Annotated in this window: 19 protein-coding genes; 16 read left to right on the forward strand and 3 right to left on the reverse strand. The window is 63.7% G+C overall.

The genetic code is table 11. The features are described 5' to 3' along the window. Positions 1–29: 29 nt before the first annotated feature. Positions 30–575, reverse strand: a complete 546-nt coding sequence (locus LDZ27_RS21830; RefSeq protein ID WP_244817877.1) for a DUF488 family protein — start codon at positions 573–575, stop codon at positions 30–32. Between the two features lie 201 nt (positions 576–776). On the opposite strand from LDZ27_RS21830, the gene LDZ27_RS21835 reads away from it, so the two are divergent. The 11 genes from LDZ27_RS21835 to LDZ27_RS21885 all read left to right on the forward strand — a co-directional run bounded on the left by LDZ27_RS21835 (position 777) and on the right by LDZ27_RS21885 (position 15,115). Next, complete coding sequence (locus LDZ27_RS21835) at positions 777–2,042, forward strand: nitrate/nitrite transporter (RefSeq protein ID WP_244817878.1); 1,266 nt, start codon at positions 777–779, stop codon at positions 2,040–2,042. 50 nt (positions 2,043–2,092) lie between these two features. After that, on the forward strand, positions 2,093–3,478 hold the full coding sequence (locus tag LDZ27_RS21840; protein WP_244817879.1) for a NarK family nitrate/nitrite MFS transporter: 1,386 nt from the start codon (positions 2,093–2,095) through the stop codon (positions 3,476–3,478). Between the two features lie 177 nt (positions 3,479–3,655). Next, positions 3,656–7,363, forward strand: a complete 3,708-nt coding sequence (locus LDZ27_RS21845; protein WP_244817880.1) for a nitrate reductase subunit alpha — start codon at positions 3,656–3,658, stop codon at positions 7,361–7,363. Then, positions 7,360–8,904 carry a nitrate reductase subunit beta gene (narH, locus tag LDZ27_RS21850; protein WP_244817881.1) on the forward strand — a complete coding sequence of 515 codons (1,545 nt, stop codon included), beginning with the start codon at positions 7,360–7,362 and terminating at the stop codon, positions 8,902–8,904. The genes LDZ27_RS21845 and narH overlap by 4 nt, the downstream gene beginning before the upstream one ends. Before the next feature lie 13 nt (positions 8,905–8,917). Continuing rightward, positions 8,918–9,601 carry a nitrate reductase molybdenum cofactor assembly chaperone gene (gene narJ, locus LDZ27_RS21855; RefSeq protein ID WP_244817882.1) on the forward strand — a complete coding sequence of 228 codons (684 nt, stop codon included), beginning with the start codon at positions 8,918–8,920 and terminating at the stop codon, positions 9,599–9,601. Further along, the gene (narI, locus tag LDZ27_RS21860; protein ID WP_244817883.1) at positions 9,598–10,272 is read left to right on the forward strand and encodes a respiratory nitrate reductase subunit gamma; all 675 of its coding nucleotides are present in this window, start codon (positions 9,598–9,600) and stop codon (positions 10,270–10,272) included. Before narJ ends, narI begins: the two co-directional genes overlap by 4 nt. Before the next feature lies 1 nt (position 10,273). Further along, a complete protein-coding gene (locus tag LDZ27_RS21865; protein ID WP_244817884.1) occupies positions 10,274–12,175 on the forward strand; it encodes a type IV pili methyl-accepting chemotaxis transducer N-terminal domain-containing protein in 1,902 nt (633 codons plus the stop codon). A gap of 36 nt (positions 12,176–12,211) precedes the next feature. Further along, positions 12,212–12,916 (forward strand): response regulator, encoded by a 705-nt coding sequence (locus tag LDZ27_RS21870; protein WP_244817885.1) that lies wholly within the window; start codon positions 12,212–12,214, stop codon positions 12,914–12,916. A 52-nt stretch (positions 12,917–12,968) separates the two neighbouring features. Further along, positions 12,969–14,177 carry a nitronate monooxygenase family protein gene (locus LDZ27_RS21875; protein ID WP_244817886.1) on the forward strand — a complete coding sequence of 403 codons (1,209 nt, stop codon included), beginning with the start codon at positions 12,969–12,971 and terminating at the stop codon, positions 14,175–14,177. A gap of 146 nt (positions 14,178–14,323) precedes the next feature. Continuing rightward, positions 14,324–14,542, forward strand: coding sequence for a DUF3079 domain-containing protein (locus LDZ27_RS21880; RefSeq protein WP_244817887.1), 219 nt, complete (start codon positions 14,324–14,326; stop codon positions 14,540–14,542). A 141-nt stretch (positions 14,543–14,683) separates the two neighbouring features. Beyond that, positions 14,684–15,115 (forward strand): hypothetical protein, encoded by a 432-nt coding sequence (locus LDZ27_RS21885; protein ID WP_244817888.1) that lies wholly within the window; start codon positions 14,684–14,686, stop codon positions 15,113–15,115. 15 nt (positions 15,116–15,130) lie between these two features. On the opposite strand, the gene LDZ27_RS21890 is transcribed toward LDZ27_RS21885, so the two are convergent. Then, the gene (locus tag LDZ27_RS21890; protein ID WP_244817889.1) at positions 15,131–15,433 is read right to left on the reverse strand and encodes a hypothetical protein; all 303 of its coding nucleotides are present in this window, start codon (positions 15,431–15,433) and stop codon (positions 15,131–15,133) included. A gap of 140 nt (positions 15,434–15,573) precedes the next feature. Between LDZ27_RS21890 and LDZ27_RS21895 the strand changes: the two genes are divergently transcribed. Further along, on the forward strand, positions 15,574–15,894 hold the full coding sequence (locus LDZ27_RS21895) for an HNH endonuclease (protein WP_244817890.1): 321 nt from the start codon (positions 15,574–15,576) through the stop codon (positions 15,892–15,894). A gap of 27 nt (positions 15,895–15,921) precedes the next feature. On the opposite strand, the gene LDZ27_RS21900 is transcribed toward LDZ27_RS21895, so the two are convergent. Continuing rightward, positions 15,922–16,200, reverse strand: a complete 279-nt coding sequence (locus tag LDZ27_RS21900) for a hypothetical protein (protein ID WP_244817891.1) — start codon at positions 16,198–16,200, stop codon at positions 15,922–15,924. A 414-nt stretch (positions 16,201–16,614) separates the two neighbouring features. On the opposite strand from LDZ27_RS21900, the gene LDZ27_RS21905 reads away from it, so the two are divergent. The 4 genes from LDZ27_RS21905 (at position 16,615) to LDZ27_RS21920 (ending at position 21,494) form a co-directional block, all read left to right on the forward strand. Next, the gene (locus LDZ27_RS21905; protein ID WP_244817892.1) at positions 16,615–17,673 is read left to right on the forward strand and encodes an NAD(P)-dependent alcohol dehydrogenase; all 1,059 of its coding nucleotides are present in this window, start codon (positions 16,615–16,617) and stop codon (positions 17,671–17,673) included. 108 nt (positions 17,674–17,781) lie between these two features. Then, complete coding sequence (locus LDZ27_RS21910) at positions 17,782–19,137, forward strand: hypothetical protein (protein ID WP_244817893.1); 1,356 nt, start codon at positions 17,782–17,784, stop codon at positions 19,135–19,137. Positions 19,138–19,266: 129 nt separating this feature from the next. Beyond that, on the forward strand, positions 19,267–20,352 hold the full coding sequence (locus LDZ27_RS21915; protein WP_244817894.1) for an alpha/beta fold hydrolase: 1,086 nt from the start codon (positions 19,267–19,269) through the stop codon (positions 20,350–20,352). Between the two features lie 173 nt (positions 20,353–20,525). Further along, positions 20,526–21,494, forward strand: a complete 969-nt coding sequence (locus LDZ27_RS21920; protein WP_244817895.1) for a hypothetical protein — start codon at positions 20,526–20,528, stop codon at positions 21,492–21,494. Positions 21,495–21,594 lie beyond the last annotated feature (100 nt).

Consider the following 21,594-nt stretch of genomic DNA (forward strand, 5'->3'; position numbering starts at 1 on the left):
CGGCGAGCCGCATGCGTTTCAGCGAAGACTCAAGCCTGCGCGGGCCGCGCCGGATACCGGACGATGTCGGGCGCGCCGACCGACGCGCCGGGCGTCAGCCGCGCCTCGTCCACGCGCTCGCCCGCCATCAGATGAAACACCGTCTCGCCGCGCGCGAGAAGGTAATCCGCGACGATGCGTCTGTGGCAGCGCCACCAGACGGCTTCCGAGCACATCACGGCGCAACGTTTCTCCCGCCCGAGTTCCACGAGCGTCTGCAGCCCGCTTCGGAACGCGGGCGACAGCGCGTAATCCGCGTAGTTGTGGAAGCTGGCGTTCTCCCAGAAGCCGTTCACCTCGGCAGGCACGTCATGGGCCTTGCCGCGAAGCCCGCCCAGGGCCGCGATCCGCCGGTAAGCGAGGCCGTGCGGTTCGAGACTCGCGGGCAAGCCGTCCTCGTTGAATTGCGGATTCGTGCGCGATCTCGGAATGGTCCGGATATCGACGACCACTTCCACGGCGCCGGCCTTCAGGAGCGCCGCGAAATCATCGATCGTCTTCGTCGAATGCCCGACCGTGTAGAAGGGGAGGTTCATGACATCTGCTCCGGCGTATCGATTTCATTATCCCCGAGCAGGCGCCTTCGTGCGCGCGCGGTGCCGCGTGTCGCGAGGAATCATGCGGCGTACTCCTTTGTGACTAGCGGCCAAGCGCCGCACTAGTCCGCCTGGCGGATATCGCACGCGCAGCGCGCTCCCTATCCTTGCGATGAAGTCTTTCATCACAAGGAACGGACGATGAGCGTCCTCAACCTGCCCTCCGTCGCGCCCAGCGCGGCTGATTCCACCGCATGGCGCGTGCTCGGCGCGAGCACATTCGCCTTCACCATCTGCTTTGCGGTCTGGATGGTGTTCGCCATTCTCGGCATTGCGCTCAAGCAGCAGTTGCATCTGAGCGATACGGAGTTCGGCCTGATGGCCGCCATGCCGGTTTTGAGCGGGTCGCTGGCGCGCGTGCCGCTCGGAATCTGGACCGACCGCTTCGGCGGCCGCATCGTCTTCTTCTGGACGATGGCCGTGACCATCGTTCCTATCTGGCTCATCGCGTACGCCACCGAGTTATGGCAGTTCCTCTTGCTGGGGCTCGTCGTCGGCATCGCGGGCGCGTGCTTTTCGGTAGGCACGCCGTATGTGGCGCGCTGGTTCCCGAAGTCGCGTCAGGGACTCGCGATGGGCGTGTTCGGCGCGGGTAATTCGGGCGCGGCGCTCAACAAGTTCGTCGCACCGGTGCTGATGCTTGCCGCAGGAACGTGGACCATCGTCCCGAAGGTGTACGCCATCGCAATGCTCGTGACCGCGCTCGCATTCTGGCTGCTGTCCGCGTCCAACCCCGCGCATTTCGGCGCGAACGCACAAAGTTTCGTGTCGCAACTCGCCTTGCTCAAAGACCGCCGCGTGTTGCGCTATGCGCAGTACTACTCCGTCGTGTTTGGCGGCTATGTCGGGCTGTCGCTCTGGATGCCGCAGTACTACGTGAATCAATATGGCTTCGGCATCGAGCGGGCTGCGTTTCTCGCCGCATGCTTCTCGCTGCCGGGGGGCGTCCTTCGGGCACTGGGCGGCTGGATGTCGGATCGGTTCGGCGCGCACCGCACGACGTGGATCGTGATGTGGGTCGCGCTCGCGTGCTTCTTCGTGTTGAGCTATCCCGCCACCGATCTGGCCGTTCACTCGGCCGACGGCCCGCGCCATTTCCATATCACGACGGGTCCTGCGCTCTACACGGCACTGATGTTCGTGGTCGGTGTGGCGATGGCGGTCGGCAAGGCGTCGGTGTTCAAGTTCATCGCCGAGGATTTCCCCACGAACATCGGCGCCGTCTCCGGCGTCGTGGGGCTCGCGGGCGGCCTGGCGGGGTTCTTCTTGCCTGTGCTCTTCGGCCTGCTGACCGATCTCACCGGCGTTCGCACCACCTGTTTCATGCTGATGTTCGGCGCGACCGTGGTCAGTCTCATCAGCATGCATTTCACGTTTCAGCCGGGGCGCGCCGAGCGCGCGGCCTGAAGCACCCAGCGCGATCGTTTTTCATCGCGCTTCAACGTTCGAGTCCTCTCATGTCACGTTATCTGCTCACTCAGTGGGAGCCCGAAAATCAGGGCTTCTGGCGCGCAACGGGCGAAAACATCGCGCGCCGCAATTTGTGGATCTCCATTCCCGCGCTCATGCTGGCGTTCGTCGTGTGGTCGCTGTGGAGCGTGGTCGCCGTCAATCTGGACAAGGGCGGCTTTCGTTTCTCGAAAGACCAGTTGTTTTGGCTGACGGCCTTGCCCGCCTTGTCGGGCGCGACGCTGCGCATCTTCTATTCGTTCCTGGTGCCGATTTTCGGCGGCCGGCGTTTCACGGCCTTCTCCACCGCGAGCCTGCTCATTCCCGCGCTGGGAATGGGGTTCGCGCTTCGCGATCCCTCGACCAGCTATTCGACACTGCTCGTCCTTGCCTTGCTATGCGGTCTCGGCGGCGCCAACTTCAGCTCGTCGATGGCCAACATCAGCTTCTTTTTCCCGAAGGCCAGAAAGGGTTTTGCGACCGGGATGAACGCGGGCATCGGCAATCTCGGTGTGTCGGTGGTGCAATTCGTGACCCCCATCGTCGTGGCGGCGGCCGTGTTCGGATCGCTCGGCGGGGAAGGGCAGACGTACACGGTCGACGGCCGCGAACACGCCATATGGCTGCAGAACGCGGGCTTCGTGTGGGTGCCGTTCATCGTCGTGTCGACGATTGCGGCGTGGTTCGGGATGAACGACATCGCCGATGCGAAGGCCTCGTTTTCCGAACAGGCCGTCATTTTCAAGCGCAAGCACAACTGGCTCATGTGCCTTCTGTACGTCGGCACGTTCGGCTCGTTCATCGGTTTCTCGGCGGGTCTCGCGCTGCTCACGAAGGCGGAGTTTCCCTCGGTCAACCCGACGGCCTACGCGTTCCTCGGGCCGCTGGCGGGTGCGATCACGCGGCCCATCGGCGGGTGGATCTCCGACCGTCTCGGCGGCGCGCGCGTCACGCTCGCCACCTTTATCGCGATGATCGTGGCCGTTTTCGGCGTGATCGCCTGCCTGCCGCACGACGGCGGAAGCGGCCATTTCGCAGGTTTCCTGGCGATGTTCGTCGTGCTGTTCGCATTGACGGGCGTCGGCAATGGATCGACGTTTCGCATGATCCCCGTCATCTTCCTGACGCAGAAGCAGCGCGAGGCCGCCGGCGGGCAGGAAACCGCCAGGAAGCAGGCGGTGCATGAAGCAGGCAAGGAGTCCGCGGCGGTCCTGGGCTTCGCGGGCGCGATCGGCGCTTACGGCGGTTTCTTCATTCCGCGCAGCTTCGGTACGTCGATCAACGCGACCGGATCGCCGGTCATGGCGCTCTACTGCTTCATCGCGTTCTACGCAGTCTGCGCAGTCGTGACGTGGGCGTGCTATGCGCGGCGCAATGCGTCCATGCCCTGCTGACCGGCGAGACTAGTACCAAAGGATTAGGACGCCCGAGAAGACTAGTTCTTTGGACGAGCGTTAACTCATCCTTTCGATGAATGGGCGCAAGACTCGCGCGACCCTACACTCGAATCGAAACAGCAATTGCCGCGCGCATCGGAATCCCGCTGCGCGCTGGCCTGGCCCGGAGTATCAATGAGTCACTTTCTGGATCGCCTGAAGTTCATGTCTCGCGTCAAGTCCACCTTTGCGGGCGGTCACGGCGCGGTGGTGGACGAGGACCGCAAGTGGGAGAACGGCTATCGCAGCCGCTGGCAGCACGACAAGGTCGTGCGCTCCACGCATGGCGTCAACTGCACGGGCTCGTGCTCGTGGAAGGTCTATGTCAAGAACGGTCTCATCACATGGGAGACCCAGCAGACGGACTATCCGCGCACGCGTCCCGATCTGCCGAACCATGAACCGCGCGGATGTCCGCGTGGCGCGTCGTATAGCTGGTACGTGTATTCCGCGCAGCGCGTGAAATATCCGCTCGTTCGCGCCCGTCTGATCGAAATGTGGCGCGAAGCGCGCAAGACGCTCGATCCCGTTGCGGCCTGGGCTTCGATCAGCGAAGACCCGGCGAAGGCGAAGCGCTATAAGAGCGTGCGAGGCCTCGGCGGTTTCGTGCGCGCCGACTGGGACACGGCAACCGAAATCATCGCGGCGGCGAACGCGCATACCATCGGCAAGTACGGTCCGGACCGGGTCATCGGCTTCTCTCCGATTCCGGCCATGTCGATGGTCTCTTACGCCGCCGGCGCGCGCTATCTGAGTCTCATCGGCGGGGTGTGCCTGTCTTTCTACGACTGGTACTGCGACCTGCCGCCGGCATCGCCGCAAGTCTGGGGCGAACAGACCGACGTGCCCGAATCGGCCGACTGGTACAACTCGACATACCTGATGGTCTGGGGCTCGAACGTGCCGCAGACCCGCACGCCCGACGCGCATTTCTACACCGAAGTGCGCTACAAGGGCACGAAGACGGTCGCGGTCTCATCGGACTTCGGCGAGATGGTGAAGTTCGGCGATATCTGGCTAGCGCCCAGGCAGGGCACCGACGCGGCGCTCGCCATGGCGATGGGCCATGTCGTCCTGAAGGAATTCCATGCGAGCGGCAAGTCGGCGTACTTTCGCGACTACGTGAAGCAGTACACCGACATGCCAATGCTCGTGGTGCTGCGCGAGCACGAAGGCGCGCTGCTGCCGGACCAGTTCCTGCGCGCGTCGCAACTGCAAGGCAATCTCGACGAAGCGAACAATCCGCAATGGAAGACGCTCGTCATCGACCAGACGAGCGGGAACATCGTGGCGCCCAACGGCACCATCGGTTTCCGGTGGGGCGAAGAGCGTCATCAGGACGGCGCGAAGGTCGGCCGCTGGAACCTCGAGCAGAAGGACGCTGGCTCAGGGCGTGAGATCGATCCGCGTCTGTCGCTCGTCGACGCGCACGACGACGTGGTGGACGTGAGCTTTCCGAACTTCTGCGGCGAGCACGATGCGCTGCTGACTCGCCGCGTACCCGTCAAGCGCGTCACGCTCGCCGATGGCACGAGCGTTCCGATCGCCACCGTCTACGACTTGCAGATGGCGAACTACGGTGTCGATCAGGGTCTAGGCGGTCCCAACGTCGCCGCATCGTTCGACGACGACGTGCCCTTTACGCCGGCGTGGCAGGAGAGGCACACCACGGTGCCGCGGCACCTCGTCATTCAGGTCGCGCGCGAATTCGCGGACAACGCCGACCGCACGCACGGCAAGAGCATGGTGATCGTCGGCGCGGCGCTGAACCACTGGTATCACAATGACATGATCTATCGCGGCATCATCAATCTGCTGATGATGTGCGGGTGTATCGGTCAGAGTGGCGGTGGCTGGGCGCACTACGTCGGCCAGGAAAAGCTGCGTCCCCAGTTCGGATGGGCGCCGCTCGCCTTTGCGCTCGACTGGTCCCGTCCGCCGCGTCAGATGAACGGCACGTCGTTCTTCTACAACCATACGAGCCAATGGCGGCACGAGAAGATAAGCGTCGCCGAGATTCTGGGCCCTGGCGCGGATACGTCACGCTACGCAGACCTGTCGATGATCGACCTCAACGCGAAGTCCGAGCGCATGGGCTGGTTGCCGTCCGCGCCTCAGCTGGGCGCGAATCCGCTCGATATCGTCGACGAGGCAAAGCGCGCGGGCCGGGAGCCTATCCAGTACGCAGTCGATCAGTTGAAGTCGGGGGCGCTGAACTTCGCATGCGACGATCCCGACAACCCTGCGAACTTTCCGCGCAACATGTTCGTGTGGCGCTCCAACATTCTTGGCAGTTCGGGCAAGGGCCACGAATACTTCCTCAAGTACTTGCTCGGCACGCAGAACGCCTTATTCGACGATGAATCCGGCGCGACCAAGCCAGGTCAGGTCAAGCTGCGCCCCGCCGCCGAAGGCAAGCTCGACCTGCTGACGGTGCTCGATTTCCGCATGAGCACGACCTGCCTCTATGCCGACATCGTGTTGCCGAGCGCGACCTTCTACGAGAAGCACGATCTCAACACGTCGGACATGCACCCCTTCATCCATCCGTTGTCGGAAGCGGTGCAGCCGTTGTGGGAAAGCAAAACGGACTGGGACATCTACAAGGCGATCGCGAAGAAGTTCTCCGAGATCGGCGGCAAGCATCTCGGCACGCGCACCGACCTCGTCACCACGCCCCTCATGCACGACACGCCAGGTGAACTCGGCCAGGCCTTCGAGCCCAAGGACTGGCGCGCGGGCGAATGCGAACTGATTCCCGGAAAGACAGCGCCCTCGATGACGCTCGTCGAACGCGACTACGCAAAGATCTACGACAAATTTACGTCGGTAGGACCTTTGCTCGCCCAGCTTGGCAACGGCGGAAAGGGCATTAGCTGGAATACGGCGCATGAAGTGACGGAACTCGCGACGCTTTCTGGCGATCGCGATGGCCGTCCGCGGCTCGAAACGGCGGTGGACGCAGCCGAGATGATCCTTACGTTCGCGCCCGAAACGAACGGACACGTCGCGGTCAAGGCCTGGCAAGCGCTGTCGAAGATCACGGGCCGCGATCATACGCACCTGGCCGCAGGCCGCGAACACGACAAGATTCGCTTCCGGGATGTGGAGGCGCAGCCGCGCAAGATCATTTCGGCACCGACCTGGTCAGGGCTCGAGTCCGAAGAAGTCAGCTACAACGCGGGCTATACCAACGTGCACGAGCTCATTCCCTGGCGCACGCTCACGGGGCGGCAGCAGTTCTATCAGGACCATCGCTGGATGCTGGATTTCGGCGAGGGGTCGTGCGTGTACAAGCCCGCCATCGACACGAAGACCATCGCACCGATGCTCGGTGCGAAGCCTAACGGCGAGCACGAACTCGTTCTCAACTGGATCACGCCGCATCAGAAATGGGGCATTCATTCGACTTACACGGACAACCTGCGCATGCTCACGCTATCGCGGGGCGGTCCGCACGTCTGGGTGTCGGAGGCGGAGGCGAAAGAGGCCGGTCTTGCCGATAACGACTGGGTCGAAGTCTTCAATACGAACGGTACGCTGACGGCCCGCGTGGTCGTCAGTCAGCGCGTGCCGCGCGGCATGTGCCTCATGTATCACGCTCAGGAGAAGATCATCAACGTTCCCGGCGCGGAAACGAGCGGCATGCGCGGCGGCATCCATAACTCGGTGACGCGCACGGTGCTCAAGCCCACGCACATGATCGGCGGATATGCGCAGCAGGCGTATGGCTTCAACTACTACGGAACCGTGGGCAGCAATCGCGACGAATACGTGATCGTGCGGAAGATGAAAAAGGTGGACTGGCTCGAAGGTCCGCTCGAGGAAGGAGCAGCATCATGAAGATTCGCGCCCAGGTGGCGATGGTCCTGAATCTGGACAAGTGCATCGGTTGCCATACGTGTTCGGTGACGTGCAAGAACGTATGGACATCGCGCGACGGAGTCGAGTACGCGTGGTTCAACAACGTCGAGACGAAGCCGGGCATCGGCTATCCGAAGGAATGGGAGAACCAGGACAAGTGGAAGGGCGGCTGGACGCGCAGAAGCGACGGGCGTATCGAGCCGCGTCAGGGTGGCAAGCTGAAAGTGCTCGCCAACATTTTGGCGAATCCGAACCTGCCGGGCATCGACGACTACTACGAGCCGTTCACCTTCGATTACGCGCATCTGCAGAAAGCGCCGCTGTCCCGGACTCCGCCGACCGCCCGGCCCGTATCGGCCATTACCGGCAAGAGAATGGACAAGATCCATTGGGGGCCGAACTGGGAGGACGATCTCGGCGGCGAATTCAGCTCTCGGAGCCGCGACAAACTCTTCGATAACGTCCAGAAGGAGATGTACTCGACGTTCGAAAACACGTTCATGATGTATCTGCCACGCCTGTGCGAGCACTGCCTCAATCCCGCATGCGTCGCGTCGTGCCCGTCCGGGTCCGTGTACAAGCGCGAGGAAGACGGCATCGTCCTCGTCGATCAGGACAAGTGCCGCGGCTGGCGCATGTGTGTGTCCGGCTGTCCGTACAAGAAGATGTACTTCAACTGGAAGTCGGGCAAAGCGGAGAAGTGCGTGTTCTGCTTTCCGCGAATCGAGGCCGGGCAGCCGACCGTATGCTCGGAAACGTGCGTGGGGCGCATACGGTATCTCGGCGTCATGCTGTATGACGCGGACCGGATAGAGCGCGCCGCATCGGTGGAAAAGACAACGGATCTATACGCGTCGCAGCTCTCATTGTTCCTCGATCCGAACGACCCGCAGGTGCAAGCTGAAGCGCTGCGTCAGGGCATCTCGCAGAGTTGGCTCGACGCGGCCGTGCGCTCGCCGGTGTATCGCATGGCGTGCGAGTGGAAGATCGCTTTCCCGCTGCATCCCGAGTACCGGACGCTGCCGATGGTCTGGTATGTGCCGCCGCTTTCACCGATTCAGTCCGCGGCCGATGCCGGGCACATCGGCATGAACGGCGTCATCCCAGACGTGAAGAGCTTGCGCATTCCCATGCGCTATCTCGCCAACCTTCTAACAGCGGGCGACGAGGCGCCCATCGTATCCGCGCTTGGCCGCATGCTGGCCATGCGCGCGTACAAGCGCGCACAGACGGTGGACGGAAAAACCGACGACGCTGTCTTGCGCGACGCCGGCCTCACTGCGACGCAGGTCGAAGCGATGTATCGGCTCATGGCAATCGCGAATTACGAAGACCGCTTCGTTGTACCGTCATCACATAAGGAGATGACCGAAGACAGCTTCGACGAGAAAGGCAGTTGCGGCTTTTCCTTCGGCAACGGTTGCTCGACGGGCGTATCGAAAGGCTCGCTCTTCGGCGCGCGGCCGCACGGTGAAGTCGCGTTCGCGGACTTGCCGAAGTCGCGCAAGAAAGCCATCTGAACGGAAAACCATCATGTCGCTCTATTCTGTTCTTTCCGCTTTGCTGGACTATCCCGATGCAGCGCTTCTCGATGCGTTGCCCGAGATCGATGCCGCGCTCGCCCCCTCGGAAGAGGCGCGCCAGTGCCTCGTGCCGCTCATTTCGGCGTTGAAGGGCCGCTCCCTGATCGAGTCACAAGAGGTGTACGTCGCGACCTTCGACCGCACGCCGTCGCATTCGCTGCATCTTTTCGAGCATGTGCACGGCGAAAGCCGTGACCGCGGTCCGGCAATGGTCGATCTCCTCGACGAATATCGTGCGCTCGGACTCGAAGTCGCGAGCAACGAGTTGCCGGACTATGTGCCGCTGTTCCTCGAGGTGCTCGGTCTCGTGCCGCCGGCTAAAGCCCAGTCGCTCCTCGACGAGGCCATCCATGTGCTCCACGCCATCGGTCAGCGGCTCGCGAACAGCGGGAGCGAGTACGCGGGCGTCTTCGAGGTCCTGCGCGGACTTGCGTCGGTCGAGCCGCGGCCGCTGACGCAGCCGCCCGTGCGGGACATGGACGAGGCTCTCGAAATCTTCGGTCCAGGCGCGGACGGCGTCGAACCGCTGCTCGCGCCCTCGCAGGCATCGGCCATGAAGACCATTCGCTTTCACCCGCGCAGCCCCGCGTCGCTTGGCGGGCAAGGCGCACCGACCACAAAGGACGCTCGATGAACACATTCTTGTTCGGAATCTATCCGTACATCGCGGCCTGCATCTTTCTATTCGGCAGTCTGATGCGCTTCGAGCGCGAGCAGTACAGCTGGAAAGCGGATAGCACGCAACTGATCGATCGCGGCAATCTGAGACTCGGCAATATCCTTTTTCATGTCGGCATACTCGGACTCTTCTTCGGGCACCTGTTAGGTCTTCTGACGCCGGTAGCGGTGTGGGACTGGCTCGGCGTCGAGCACAGCGTCAAGCAGGCAGTCGCGATGATCGCTGGCGGCGTGATGGGAAGCCTGTGTCTCATCGGTCTTGCCATCCTGCTGCATCGCCGCCTGACGAGCACGCGCCTTTCGGCAGTCACGAAAAACGGCGACCGTGTCCTGCTGCTCTGGATTCTCGTCACCCTCGCGCTCGGGCTTTCGACCATCGGCGAGTCCGCGAGTCACATGGATGGCGCGATGATGGTGCGCCTGATGACCTGGGCGCAGCACATCGTCACCTTTCGCGGCGACGCGGCGAGCTATGTCGCGGGGGCGCCGCTCGTCTTTCGCGCGCATCTCTTCATGGGCTTGAGTCTCTTCGTGATCTTCCCGTTCACCCGGCTCGTGCACGTGTGGAGCGGTTTCGCGTCAGTGACCTATGTCGCGCGGGCGTGGCAACTCGTTCGCAGCCGCTGACATGAACGCGCGCGCGCTTCGTCCAGAGACGCGCAAACGGCTCGCGCGACGCATTGTCACGCTGTCGGCCGTGGCGCTGCTGCTCGTCCTTGCGATGATCGGCGTCACGCTGCGATTGTCCTGGCAATTGCAGGGGGCGGGCGCGGCCATCAACGACGCAGGCAGCTTGCGCATGCGCGCGAACGCCGTGGGCATCGCAATGCTCACTGCACGGTACAAGACTGACGAGGCCGCGCTCGCGGCGCAGGTCCGTCAGATGAACGCGACCCTCGACCGTCTTCGATGGGGCGACCCCGCACGGCCGCTCTTTCTGCCCGCCGATGCGCCGATTCGCGCGCAGTTCGATCGCGTCAACGGAATGTGGCACACGCGGCTCGAACCGTTCGCGCGGAACGCCTTCAGGGCGCCGGACTATCTAAACGAATTGCCGCCTTTCGTCGCGGGAGCGGATGCGCTCGTGAGCCTCATCGAGCGCGAGAACGCCCGCAAGACCACGTGGCTGCGCATGTCGCAGGTTGCGCTCGCGGCGCTGTCGTGTCTTGGGACGATCGCCATCGTCTATCTGCTGTACGTGTGGTTCGTCGCGCCCGTTCAGCGCCTGCAGGAAGGCCTCGCGCAGATAGAAAGGCGCGAGTTCGACGCCCGCTTGCCCATTGAAACGCTGGACGAGTTCGGGCAGCTCGCGGCGGGCTTCAACCGCATGGCGGCGGAATTGCAGGTTTTCTACGGCGACCTGGCGAGCCGTGTCGAGGCAAAGACCGCGGAACTCGCCGCGCAGAATCGCGAGTTGATCGCACTATACGAGATGACGGCATTCCTGAATCTGCCCAACGACGTGAGCACGCTTTGCCGCGGGTTCGTCGCGCGATTGACGCGTCAGTTCAACGCCACCGGCGCGACGGTGCGGCTCATGTCGGACGAAGACGAGCATCTGCATCTCGTCGCAGCAGACGGGCTTCCGGCGCGCCTGCTCGACGCCGAGCGTCGCATGCCCGCCGGCGCCTGTCTTTGCGGCATGGCTGCCAAGAACGGTGCGCCCGTGATTCAGGATCCCGCGACCATGATGATGCGGCCCTGCCAGCCGCACATCTTTTCGGGCGTGATTGCCTTCGAGATCGCTTCGCAAGGCGAAAGCCTCGGCTCGTTCTCGCTCCACTTCGACCGTCGGCGGCGCATTCCTCCTTCGGAGATGCAACTGCTCGAAACGCTCGGCCATCATCTCGGCACCGCAGTGAAGAATCGGCGGCTCGCCGCGCTGGAGCGGCAGCTTGCCGTGTCCGAGGAGCGCAATCTCGTCGCGCAGGGTCTGCACGACAGCATCGCGCAGAGCCTCAACTTTCTGCGAATGCAGGTGCATCTGCTCGATACTGCCGCGCGCGACGGGCGCATGGATGAAGTGCGCGAGATCGTGCCGCTGCTCGCGGGCGGCGTGGCTGAAAGTTACGAGGACGTCCGCGAGCTGCTCATCAACTTTCGCTCGAAGCTCGGCAAGGGCAAACTCAAGTATGCGGTTGAAAGCACTGTCGAGCGCTTCCGGGCGCAGTCCGGCCTGCCGATTACGCTCGACTATCGGGAGGCCGGAGGATTGCCGCTGCCGCCGGATCATCAATTGCAGATTCTGTTCATCTTGCAGGAGGCGCTATCCAACATCCGCAAGCACGCGCAAGCGAGTCGTGTGTATGTGACGATCGTCAACGAAAGCGAATTCAGGCTCTTGGTCGAGGATGACGGTCAAGGATACGATCCCCGAGATATGGGTTTCCTCGACGAAAGACACGTAGGTTTTCACATCATGCGCGAGCGCGCGGACAGGCTCTCGGGCTCGCTCGAGCTGACTGGATCGCCGGGGCGCGGGGCGCGCGTCGAACTCGTGCTGCCCACTCACGCGCGCCAGGCGGTGTGATATGCGGAAACCGCTCGTCGTCCGACGCATTCCATCATGACCATTCGCATCCTGCTTATCGACGACCACACGCTGTTTCGCTCCGGCGTACGCGCGTTGTTGCAGCGCCAGCCGGATTTCGACGTGGTCGGCGAAGCGGCCGATGGTCTGGAGGGCATCAAGCGGGCCAAGCAGCATTGTCCCGACGTGATTCTGCTCGACATCAACATGCCGGGACTGTCCGGGCTCGAAACATTGCGGCTTCTCGTTCAGGACTTGCCGGGAATCGCGGTGGTGATGCTCACTGTGTCGGAAGATGTCGACGAAATGACCGCTGCGCTTCGCGACGGCGCGTGCGGCTATCTGCTCAAGAACATCGAGGCCGATACGCTCTCGGAAGCCATTCGCAAGGCGGCCGCGGGGCAGCCGGTCATTGCGGACGACATGACCACGAGGCTCGTCGCGAGCATGCGGCGGCCGCCGGTGCAGGTGGAGGCCGCCCGCAGTTGCGCGCCCGTCATCGCACCCGATCCGCTCACGTTGCGCGAACGCGACATCATGCGTGAACTGTCGCGCGGCGCGAGCAACAAGGAAATCGCGCGCTCGCTTTCGGTCGCGGAAAGCACGGTGAAGATTCATGTGCGCAACATCCTGCGCAAGCTCAACTTCACGAGCCGCCTGCAGGTCGCGCTCTATGCGGCCGGCCATGACGGCGAACGCGGCGACGCATTTACGGCGTCCGTCGTTTCCGAATCCACATGAACGTCGCGCGTCGCCCCCGGCGTCATCGACGTTTCCTTCATTCAGTCAGATCATGATTTCAAACCAGGCTCAAGCTCCGCTCTCCTCGACGCTGCCGCTGCAAGGCTTCGCGCCGCTCACCATTCGCGCGCGCACCGTGTTGCCGATCGTGCAGGGCGGCATGGGCGTCGGCATATCGGCACATCGTCTCGCGGGGAGCGTCGCGCGGGAAGGCGCGGTCGGCACGATCGCGAGCATCGACTTGCGCCATCATCATCCCGATCTGCTCGAAACCTGCCGCGCCGATCCATCGCGCGAATCGCTGGAACGCGCGAACCTGACCGCGCTTCAACGCGAGATCCGCGGCGCGCGGGCGCTTGCCGAAGGACGCGGCATGATCGCCGTGAACGTGATGAAGGCGGTGAGCGCGCACGCCGACTATGTGCGCGTGGCCTGCGAAGAGCGCGCCGATGCAATCGTCATGGGCGCGGGCCTGCCGCTCGACTTGCCCGACCTGACGCAAGGCTGCGACATCGCGCTCATTCCGATCCTTTCCGACAGCCGCGGCGTCGCGCTCGTCCTCAAGAAGTGGATGAAGAAGGGCCGTTTGCCGGACGCCGTCGTGATCGAGCATCCGGCGCACGCGGGCGGGCATCTCGGCGTGAACGACGTCTCCGACATGAACAACGAGCGCTTCGGATTCGCGCGCGTGCTCGAAGAGCTTGAGACGGTGTTCGCGTCCCTCGGCCTCACGCGCGCCGACGTGCCGGTGATCGTCGCGGGCGGCATCAACAGTCATGAGGCGGTGCGCGCGTGGCTCGCGGCGGGCGCGAACGGCGTGCAGATCGGCACACCCTTCGCCGTCACCGAGGAAGGGGACGCGCATCCCGAGTTCAAGCGCGTGCTCGTGGAGGCGACGCCCGAGGACATCGTCGAGTTCGTCAGCGTGACGGGCTTGCCGGCGCGGGCCGTCAAGACGCCGTGGCTCATGCGCTATCTGCGCAACGAAGAGCGCATCCGCACGAAAATCGGCGCGCGCAAGCAGACCTGCCCGACCGCGCTCGAATGTCTCAGTGCATGCGGCTTGCGCGATGGCATCGAGAAGTTCGGCCACTTCTGCATCGATACGCGGCTGGCGGCGGCGCTGCGCGGGGACGTGGGCAATGGCCTCTTCTTTCGCGGACGAGAGAAGCTGCCCTTCGGCGCGGCGATCCGCAGCGTGCGCGACCTCATCGAACTGCTGCTCACGGGAACGACAAAGCCGACGGTTGCGGCTTGCTGAACGCGCGCATCGCCTAGAGCACGGCGCATCAACGAAACGCGCTGTTTCGCGTGATGCGCCGCGCATGTGAAGTCGTCCTATGGGCCGCACGCTGAACGCGCCGTATTCTGCGTGCGGACGCAACGACTCGACGAAGGCAACGAAGCATGGCCAAGCGATTCCCTCTTCATCCGAAACACCCGGAGCGCAACTGCTGGGGCTGCGATCACTATTGCGCCTCCGACGCGCTGCGTTGCGGCAACGGATCGAGCCGCACGCAACATCCCGCCGAACTTCTCGGCGATGACTGGTACACGTTCGGCGATTGGAACCTCGATGTCCCCGAAAACGCGACGTCGACGGAACCGGCGCAAGGCCGGCGTTGAGCGGAAAAGCGCGTCGTGTGCGGCAAGGCTTCGGCGCGAAACACACCGAACGCAAATCCGGACGTGGGATTGAGCCTTCTCCTAAAGGTCGATGCAGCCCGGTTGCCTAGAATTCCGGCAACTTCAAAAGGCGCTGCTTTCATGCTCACCAAGCTCGAATTCGAAACCCCGGAAGGCCGTCTGTCGCTGCCGATCGACGACGTCCAGTTCATGGCCTACGACGCCGGCGAAGTCGCCCTGCGTTCGATGCCGCAGTTCGTGTGCCGCATGCGTGCGATGGGGCTCGGCGAAATCGCCGAGACGCACGCGCGGCTGCTCGCGCAGAACAAGGTCCACATCCTCGAATTGCGCGAAGCGCGCGACGATGCGCAAACACTTCTCGCGTGCGGCGCGATCGGCGAGACGATGGAAGACACGATCACGCCGCGGCTCGACGTCCTGCGCGAGAGCATCGCGCAAACGCACGCGCAGATGCGTCGAAGCGTCGAGCGTCTCGCTGCGCTATCGGCGGCATGCCATCACGCGCTGAACCAGATTCCGGGATATTCCCCGCCACCGCGTCCTGGTTACTGAGCGCGTCGCTGAGCGTCAGCCACCCGAATACTTGCGCAACAGCGCATTCACGTCGATGCGCTGTCCCTGCAGCAGAAGCAGCCGCGCGTGCAGCACGAGGTTCTCGATCAGAAGCAGCGCGGTCGTGAGCATGTAAGTGAGGTTCACATCGCCGGCATTGAGGCCGCTTGCCTGCAGCGCGCGATGTTTTTCCAGCAGCGATGTCAGCACGAGACTGCGCAACTCGGGCTCGCCGAACGGCAAGTCGCCGTAATCGACGGGGTCTTCCCGTTCGAGTTCCGCAAGCAGCCCGGTCAATTCGTTGATGGTCACTTCCATGGCTTCTCCGGCGTGGGTATGCGTTGGCATGCGTGGACCGTGTCCTCATGATGCCACGTCCTCGCCCGGCGGTCCGCGCGAACGCCTCGCGTGACGCGCGGTAAACTGAACCGTCGATCACGCCGCACGCGAGAAGGACGATGGCCAAGCGCACGCCCGAACCGTGGTACCGCCCGCCGCAGGAAGAAATCTGCGCATTGTGCGGGCGTCCTGTGCCGCCGTCGGAGCGCGACTTGCATCATCTCGTGCCCAAGTCGCAGGGCGGAAGGCAGACGGCGGTGCTGCATCGCATCTGTCATCGGCAACTGCATGCGCTCTTCAGCGAAAAGGAACTGGCGCATCAGTATTCCACCGTCGACGCGCTGCTCGCGCACGAGGCGGTGCGCGGCTTCGTCGAGTGGGTCAGGACGAAGCCGAACGGCTTTTATCAACGCACGCGGCGCTCGGCGCGCAAGCCTTGAGCGTGTGCGAATCTAACGGCGCGAATCTCATTGCGCGACCGACACGGCCTTCGCGAGTGCCGACATGCCGAAGCGCTGCATGATGAAGCTCTCCAGCACCCGATGCAGATCGGACTCGCGTGGCCGCGTGCCCCATCGACTGTTGCCCGCCACCGATGCCACCGTGAACCACGATTGCGGCGGAAAAAGCTCGACGCGCAGCACCTCGCGTTCGAGAACGCGCAGCCGCCCCGTATCCGGATAAAACTCCGCGCTGACCGCGCCTTCCGGCAGGTCGATGCTTACCTTGATTGCGTTCGCTATCATCGTCTTGGCTCTCGTTGTCGTGCGCGCCGCCGGTCGCGTGTGTCCGGCGCGGCATCTTTCGTGTCGTCATTGCGAATGCGTCGTCTCCCTGCGCGGAAGGCGACGTGAATCCGCCATCGGTCCCGCTGAAACGAGCGACGCGATGCACGGAACGCGCATCCGTTCCCGCCCCCGGCCGCTTCAGCAGAGATATAGCGATAGGCATACAGTAACGAGGTTGCGCGCTGACGCCGAAGTATCGGCAGGATCGGCAAGAAGGATGCAACGGGTGCGCAGCATGCTGGCGAAGGTTCGCTGCCGCACATAAAATGCCGCGCGTCGAGCGCGCATACGCCTGATTCGGCCGCGTCTTCCCAGCGCGCGAAGACGCCGGCTTCATGTCCAAGAGCTTCACCATTCAAGAGGAAACCGACCATGTTGAAAGCCTATTCCTATGCCGCGTCCGCAGCCGACAAGCCGCTCGGACCGCTCGAAATCCAGCGCCGCGACGTCGGTCCGAACGACGTTCGCATCGACATTCTTTTTTGCGGCGTGTGCCACTCCGACCTGCACATGGCGCGCAACGAATGGGGCGGCACGAACTACCCCGTCGTGCCGGGACACGAAATCGTCGGTCGCGTGGCCGAGGTCGGCGCCGAGGTGACGAAGTTCAAGGCGGGCGATCTCGCGGGCGTCGGCTGCATGGTGGATTCCTGCCGCGTGTGCGAAGCCTGCAAGGAAGGCCTCGAGCAATATTGCGAAGGCCCGGAAAGTTTCGTGCAGACGTACAACTCGCCGGACAAGAAGTCGGGCGGCGTCACCTACGGCGGCTATTCCACGTCGATCGTCGTCGATGAAGCCTATTCCCTGCGGATTCCCGAAAACCTGGAGCTGGCCGCGGTCGCGCCGCTGCTCTGCGCGGGCATCACGACGTACTCGCCGCTGCGCCACTGGAACGTGAAGCCGGGCGACAAGGTCGGCATCGTCGGTCTGGGCGGCCTCGGGCACATGGGCGTCAAGATTGCGGCGGCGATGGGCGCGCATGTCGTGCTGTTCACCACGTCGCCGAGCAAGACGGAAGACGCGAAGCGCCTCGGCGCGCACGAAGTGGTCGTCTCGAAGGATCCGGACCAGATGGCCGCGCACGCCAACAACTTCGATTACATCCTCAACACGGTGGCGGCGTCGCACAATCTCGACCAGTTCATTTCACTGCTCAAGCGTGACGGCACGATGACGCTCGTCGGCGCACCGGAGCATCCGCATCCGTCGCCGTCTGTGATGAACATGATCTTCAAGCGCCGGTCGCTCGCGGGTTCGCTCATCGGCGGCATCGCGGAAACGCAGGAAATGCTCGACTTCTGCGGCAAGCACGGCATTACGTCCGATATCGAAATGATCCGCATGGACGAGATCAACACCGCCTACGAGCGCATGCTCAAGAGCGACGTGAAGTATCGCTTCGTGATCGACATGGCGACGATCGAGCGTTAAGTCGTCCGCGCGCCGACGCGCCGTGCGAAACGGTGCGCGCGGCCGCCGCCCGCCGTGAAACAAAGTGTCGGGCGGCTTGCGCGTCGGGCGCAAGCGCATGGAGAATCGATGAATGCCCATGCGGTGTTCATCGAGCTTTCCATGACGACCAAGGTCATCAGCTTTTTCACGACTCAGGGCGCGCACGCGTCCTTCGAGAATCATCGGCGCTATTGCGAGCGCCGCCATTACGCGCACGAATTCGTCGATGCAAGCGGCATCGGCTGGGCGCATTTGCGCACGCTGCTGAAGTATCAGACGCTTCTGCATGCGCTGCGTGCTGCGGCCGAAGGCGATCTCGTGCTGCTCGTGACGCAGGACTGCCTGATCGTGCGCGACATCGCGTGCGAGGCGCTCTTGGCCGACGCAGGCCGCGATCAGCTGACCGTGTCGATGGCCGATGCCGACGCGCATCGCCTGCTCGCCGGATTCCAACTCTGGCGCAACACGGCGGCATCGCGCGAGATGGCGCAGCGGCTCTGCGCGGGCGCGAGATTCGGCGGCGCGCTCGCAAGCGAGTCGGACCTGCTGCGCATGACCGCGCCGCTCGTCTATACGGCGAGCGTGCATGGCGTGCATCCCGTCGTGCCGGCGGCGTGGCATATCGATCCGATGTGGACGCAGTGGCCCGCGTTCGCCATCGCGCTTGCCGATCTTCCCGCCGCGCCGCCGAACCAGCCGGTCCACGCCGATATGCGCGATCTGTTCGCGCAGCACATCAACGAATGTCAGGCGAAAGGCGAGCCGTATCTCGCGTTCGGCGCCCGCGAAACGGCCGCTGATGCCTACGAGGCGATTCGCCCCGACGCGCCCATCGCGCTCGCCATGCTCTACACGCCGAATATCGCCGCTTATGGCGAGATCGCCGAGCGCAATCTGCGCCGCTATTGCGCGCGCCACGGCTACGCGCTGCATCTTTATCGCGACGTGCCTCAAGAAGCAGGGCAAAACGCGAGCGGCAACTGGCTGAAGCCTTGGGTGCTGCGCCGCCATTTGCCGGCGCACGAGTGGATGTTCTGGATCGACGCCGATGTCCTCGTAATCGATCAGTCCGTGCCGCTCGAACCCTTGTTGACGAACCGCGACCGCCTCATTGCCAACGACATGAGCTGGCAGTTCAACTCCGGCATCATGGGCTTTCGGCGGACGCAGGCGAACATCGACGTGCTGGGCGAAGTGGAACGCGCCATCGGCGAAGTCGCGGACAAGTCGTCCACTTACGCAAGCGGCGGCGATCAGGACGCGTTCATCCGCGTGCTGACGCGGCACGGCATGGCAAGCGATGCCGAACTCGTCGACTGCACCACGCTCAATACGCCGTATCAATTGCAGCGCCCCGACAGTTTCATGGTTCACTACATGCATATGTGGCCGTCGTTGCGCGCGCTCGCGATGCATCGCGAGCGCGCGCCAGCCAGCTTCTGAGCGCGCGGCGCCCTTAGATTCGCATTTCAGTTTCTTGACTTTCGGTTCGATTACGCGCGAGCATGAAGAGTCGCGCGCCGCCCGCGCGTGTGCCGTTTTTCTACGCACTCCCTACTTACTTCCGCTGCAATGGCGACGCGCCCGTCCTCTCCCCGGCAGCACATCCGCCTCTGCACGGCGAGCGATGGCGTGCGAATCGCTTACGCCACCTGCGGCTCGGGCGCGCCTGTCGTCAAGGCGGCGAACTGGTTGAGTCATCTGGAGCTGGACTTTGCAAGCCCGGTCTGGAGCCATCTGATGATCGAGCTATGCAGCCGCCACACGCTCATTCGCTACGATCAACGCGGCTGCGGGCTGTCGGACCGCGATGTCGCGGAGATTTCGTTCGCGTCGTGGCTGCGCGATCTCGAAACCGTCGTCGATGCAAGCGGCGTCGAACGCTTCGCGCTCGTCGGCATTTCGCAAGGCGCGTCGATCGCGGTGGCTTACGCGGTCGCGCATCCGGAACGCGTGAGTCATCTGGTGCTTCATGGCGGCTATGCGCGCGGGCGGCTCAAGCGCGCGAACGACCCCGCGCTGCACGAGGAAGCCGAAATGCTCGTAAGGCTCGCGGAACTCGGCTGGGGCAAGCAGAATCCGGCGTTTCGCCAGTTTTTCACGACGCAATTCATTCCCGGCGGCACGCCCGAGCAGCATCACTGGTTCAACGAACTCGAACGCATGACGACCACGCCGCGCAACGCCGCGCGCATCATGCGGGTGTTCAACGAGATCGACGTCGTCGATCTTCTGCCACAGGTGCAGTGTCCGACGCTCGTGCTGCACGCGAGCGGCGACGCGCGCGTGCCCTTCGACGAAAGCCGCCTGCTCGCCGGCAAGATTCCCGGCGCGCGCTTCGTGCCGCTCGAAAGCGAGAACCATCTGGTGCTCGAAACCGATGCCGCATGGCAGCGCTGGTGCGAGGAAGTGCGCGCGTTCCTGCCGGCTTCGTCGGCGGGCAATCCCGTTTTCGCGACGCTGACGCCGCGCGAGCGCGATGTCGTCGAATTGCTCGCAGGCGGGCGCGACAACGCGCAGATCGCCGCGCGCCTCGCGCTGTCCGAGAAGACGGTGCGCAATCACATCACGAGCATCTTCGCGAAGCTGGAAGTGGAGAACCGCGCGCAGGCCATCGTCCTTGCGCGCCGCGCGGGTTTCGACGCGCCCGCCGCCTGATCGACCGCCCGCTTCGGGACACATGTCCTGCCTTCCGCCGTCGTGATCGCGCAGTCCCCGCCGCGAGCGGGACGTGCGCCTCATGTGCGAGCGCGCCGCGCTCCCGAGAATGACTTCCGACGGCGACGAACGCGCCGTCTTCGCCGATACGACGTCATCCCGGAGCCCGCCTCATGAAAGCCGCCAGTCACGAATCCACGCAGCAACGCTATGCGAAGTGCATCGAAGTGTCCCGCCGCATCCGCTGGGACATCGATCGCGACGTGCTGCGCGGCCGCCATTTCGATCCCGCGCACACGTTCCTCCCCGACGGACTGACGCAGGTGCACCGCCTGCCGTTTCTGGACGCGCACGAACGGCGTTTGATGTCGCAGATTCAGGGCCGCACTTACGCCAACATGTTCGGGCTGATCGAGCGCTTCGTCGGCGCGAAGATGATGGAAGTCGGGCGTGGCCACGCGCTTGCCGACCAGACCGCGATGGAGGCGATCGTCCGCTTCACCGACGAGGAACTGAAGCATCAGGAACTCTTTCGGCGTGTCGAGGCGCTCGCCGCGCAAGCGCTTCCTCACGGCTACCGCTTCGTGCCCGACGCCGATGAAGTCGCGAGCTTCGTGCTGGGAAAATCGACGTGGTCGATTCTCGCGCTGACGTGCTGCATCGAGATCGTCACGCAAGTGCACTACCGGCACAGCATGGAGAGCGACAGCAGCATGTCGCCGCTCTTCAAGGACATTTTCCTGTTCCACTGGAAGGAAGAGTCGCAGCACGCGATCATCGACGAACTCGAATGGATGCGTGAAGACACGCGCATCGACGAGACCGCGCGCGATGCGGCCGTCGGCGATCTGATCGATCTCATTGCGGCCATCGACGGCATGCTGCAGGCGCAGGCCGCCGCTGACGCGCATTGCTTCGTCACGCAACTCGACCGCGCGCTGTCGAGCGACGAGGAAGCGCGCGTGCACGCCGGATTGATCGACGCGTATCGTTCGCAGTACATCGTGTCGGGCGTGGACGAGCCGCGCTTCGGCGAGATTCTGATGCGCGTGGTCAGCGAGCGTCAGGCCGAGCGGCTCGGCGCCGCGCTCGCACCGATCAGGCGCCGCACGCTTGTCTCGGAATTCGACGCGTTTGCTTAACGGCAAAACCGAAAGCAAATAGAAAGAAAGCGCGTTTGCCGCAGCGCAATACGCTGAAAAGCCACGAGAACCTAGTCGTTACCGGCGGCGCGCGGCGTGT

Origin of the sequence: Caballeronia sp. Lep1P3, assembly GCF_022879595.1 — a bacterium.
Lineage (GTDB): Bacteria > Pseudomonadota > Gammaproteobacteria > Burkholderiales > Burkholderiaceae > Caballeronia.